The organism is Moorena sp. (genome assembly GCF_982860115.1).
Genome location: NZ_CEYLVT010000034.1, coordinates 42,185 through 45,821, shown reverse-complemented (window position 1 = coordinate 45,821; position 3,637 = coordinate 42,185). Strand labels below are relative to the sequence as shown.

Annotated in this window: 4 protein-coding genes; 1 reads left to right on the top strand and 3 read right to left on the bottom strand. The window is 43.5% G+C overall.

Going from position 1 to position 3,637, the window contains the following annotated elements:
- On the bottom strand, positions 1–588 hold a 588-nt coding region (locus AC4II3_RS08610), incomplete at its 3' end, for a pentapeptide repeat-containing protein (RefSeq protein ID WP_490722804.1).
- Positions 589–975: 387 nt separating this feature from the next.
- Positions 976–1,923: a pentapeptide repeat-containing protein gene (locus AC4II3_RS08605; RefSeq protein WP_488011958.1), complete on the bottom strand. Its 948-nt coding sequence runs from the start codon at positions 1,921–1,923 to the stop codon at positions 976–978.
- 612 nt (positions 1,924–2,535) lie between these two features.
- Here AC4II3_RS08605 and AC4II3_RS08600 point away from each other — a divergent pair.
- Complete coding sequence (locus AC4II3_RS08600) at positions 2,536–2,733, top strand: hypothetical protein (RefSeq protein ID WP_488011956.1); 198 nt, start codon at positions 2,536–2,538, stop codon at positions 2,731–2,733.
- Positions 2,734–3,273: 540 nt separating this feature from the next.
- Here AC4II3_RS08600 and AC4II3_RS08595 read toward each other — a convergent pair.
- The coding region (locus AC4II3_RS08595; RefSeq protein WP_488011954.1) for a c-type cytochrome at positions 3,274–3,637 on the bottom strand (364 nt) is incomplete at its 5' end.

Genomic DNA, 3,637 nt, shown 5'->3' with positions numbered 1-3,637 from the left:
GGCGCTGGTGATGGCGCTGGTGATGGGGATGGCGCTGGCGATGGCGCTGGTGATAGTGATGTTGATGGTGATGAGAATGCCGATGCCAATAGCGATGATAATGCCGAGATCGAAGGCGCTGGCGATGATAAAGGCGATAGGAATGGCGCTGGCGATGGTGCTGGCGAAGGCGATGGCGATGGCGATTACTGAACCGATACCTTGACGCAGAATAACACTATATACTATAATTAGAGTAACCAAACCTATGCAACCGGAGACTTGGTCGTTAAGGAGACTTTGGTCGTTAGAGTCAAAGATTAACGCTACTACCTCCCCACCAAGTAATGAGGCAATTCCTGATAGTCCTGACACTATCCAGGAAACTAACAAAAGAACAGTTACCCACCGTTTTTGTAATCCAGCCTTGGCATCACAGAAGTTAGTTCCGGTTAGAATAGCACTATTAAAGTTTGCTCCCCTAATATCAGCTTCACTAAGATCTGCCCCTGAAAGGTCTTGCCCCTGGAAAGATTGACCTCTGAGATTTACTCTGCGGAAATCTCTTTCTCCATTCTTATATCTGGTTAGAACTTCATTAGCTTCCATTAGTGATAGTCATATAGTGAGCGGTCAGTTATCAGCTGTCAGCATTCAGCATCCAGCTTATGTGCTACGCACACGCTACGCGAACAGCTTTTGAATAAAACAAGCTGACCACTGACCTTAAGTATTAACAATTAGATTATTTTTGCTGATTAATTAATTTAGATGTATTTACCCTGACTTAGGGATTAGACACCCTGACTAAAACCGAAGGAAAATAGTTTCGGTTAGAAATTGGCTTCAGTATATTCACTGATTATTATATCATATTTTATGATTGCAGCAAATTAAGAAACGGAATAAGTATAGCGCTATAACCAGCTATCAGCTATCAGCTATCAGTTTACGGCTGACGGCTGACGGCTGATTGCTGACGGCTGATAGCTTACCTTAGCTCTGTCTAGCCAAGTCAAGTTTACTAGTATTTTCCAAACTAGCACCAGTAAGATTAGCCTGTCTTAAATCTGTACTGTTGAGGGTAGCTCCGGTAAAGTCAGCATCGGTTAGGTCAGCATTGTAAAAGCTAGTACCCCCTGTAGCCGCAAATGCGATCGCATTCTTCCGAATCCAGGCATGTTTAGGGTTTTCGTTGAGAGCATCCCAGCCGAGGTAAGAACCAAGTAAGGCCAACAGGAAGGCTAAGGTTCCAGCTATGGCAGAGGCCACCTCCAAGCCCAAGGGTCCTGTTTTGGCAAAGGGCAAGGGTAACTGCTCTACGGCCAAGACTCCTGCTACAGCTGCACCTACTGCTACTAACAACCCTAAGACTCCTACTAAGACACCATCTAAGACTCCCGCTCCGGCTCCAGTTGTCGCTACGGCTAGGGCTATAACCAAGGGTAAGCCTAAGGCAAAGGCTAGAGCGAAGGGAAAGGCTAAGGCAAAGGCTCCTGCTAAAGCGACAGCTATGGCGAAGGCGAAGACAAAGGCTACCACTAAGGCTTGGACTGTCTCAATACCTTGATTCAGGATAACAACAAATAAAACAATTATTGCCACCAACCCGATCCAGGCAAAGATTAGGTTTGATCCCTTGACATAGTTAACAATAAATCCTGTATAACATCCACCATAAAAGGATGTAATTCCTGATAGTATTAACGCTATGGATGAAACCAATAGAATAACAATTGACCAGGATCTTTGTAATCCCGCCTTAGCCTTACAGAACTTAGTTCCCCTTAGCATTGCATTCTTAAAGTTAGCTCCTCTAAGATCAGCTTCACTAAAATCTGCCCCAGAAAGGTTTCTCCCTTGGAATGACTGACCCCTGAGATTTACCTTTCGGAAATCCCTTTCTCCTTGGGCATATCTCGCTAGAATTGTTTGAGATTTCATTAGCATTTATAGCAGTTATTAATGTGACTTAGAAATTTTTGGGTTTTAGGGAGTAGGGAATAGAAGGGAAGAGGGAACAGGGAACAGGGAACAGGGAACAAATCCTGTGTACCTGATTAGGCTATAAACCGCTATATTTGAAACGCCTACTTGATCACAGATACATAGTCTAAGTAGTGATAGTTATAGTAGTGATGCTTATCGGATTTTTGCTTATTAATTAAGATGGGTTTGCTATGCCTTTGCGATTAGAATCCCTAAGGAAAACCGAAGCAGAGCAGTTTCCATTAGAAACCGGTTCGCTATAGCTGATTAAGATTGTGTTACCAAAGACTACCGAGAATATATCACAAATCCTGACAAAAAAAACTTAAGAAAATACAAAATTATAGCCCTGTTCCCGATTCCCGATTCCCTACTCCCTACTCCCTACTCCCTACTCCCTTCTTCCTAACCATTTTTTTTACAAAATTTAAAAAATATGTTATAATATAATGTTTTTTATGATATACTGAAAACGTGGAGAATAAATTCCACGGAAGAGCCAGCCCGGAGATCTTGTCGGGGCTCGGGCTGGCTCTTGATCCCCATTTACAGGAGACAACTTATATTATGTCTTACAGTCAACTATACCCATGGGTAATGATTCGGCTATTGCCCCACATGCCACCACTAGTTTTCGCTCGGTTTGACAACCTTTCCGATGCCAAGAGGCATTCCCAGGCTATGAAGCAGTTGATGCCTGATGCAAAATTTTTGATTTTTCTTGATATAGGTCTGCCAATAGAGCAAGAGGAATCTGAATCTTAGGGGTTTGTGCTCAGGGGAATGGGGAGATAGGGAGATAGGGAGATGGGGAGATAGGGAGATAGGGAGATAGGGAGATAGGGAGATGAGGTAAACCTTTAATATTAGGTTCAGATAATCAGTTATCAAAAAACCTAGCTTCCTTCTGGTAGGTAATCTGTCTCCTCATTCCCGATTCCCGATTCCCGTTCCCCTCCTGGGAGGGGAACGGGGTGGGTTCCGATTCCCTGTTCCCTATTCCGGACAACTGCCGCTAAGTCTACTATAAAAATGAATTAGTGGTCAGCAGTTACTTGGTAATGAAAATACCACCAACAAATAACTACTAACCACTAACTTAAAGTTTCAATTCCTTTAGTAATCTAGGAATTCTAAATAGGTTGTGAGTAAGAATTTAGCTGTCAGCCGTCAGTGGTCAGCAGTCAGCCTTTAGCTGATAGCTGATAGCTGATCACTGATAACTGATAGCTGATAGCTGATAGCTGATCACTGATGGCTTACGATTGAGTTTCACAAATCGTTTGGAAACCCGATTGTATCAATCTACTGCCAACCATTGTCAGCTTGATTCAACACATAATCAGCAAGCCCTGCAATCTGATCCGCTTTTAGACGACCTTTGAAGGCTGGCATGGGGGGCTTACCATTGGTGATCTGGTAAACGATCTTGTCCTTAGAGTACATGCCATACTTCTCAAGGGCATCCTTTTTCAGAGTTTTTTGGGGATTGAGTAAATTCTTTCCACCCGCATGACAACTGGCACAGTTACTTGCGAAGAGTTGTCCTGATTTCTTTAGGGCTTCTTCATCTATGGCTACAGCTACTTCGACAGGTTCAGCAGGAGCTGTTTCTTCCTCTGCTACTTCTTCTGGCTCAGCAGCAGTCTCAGGTGCTACAGCTACTTCT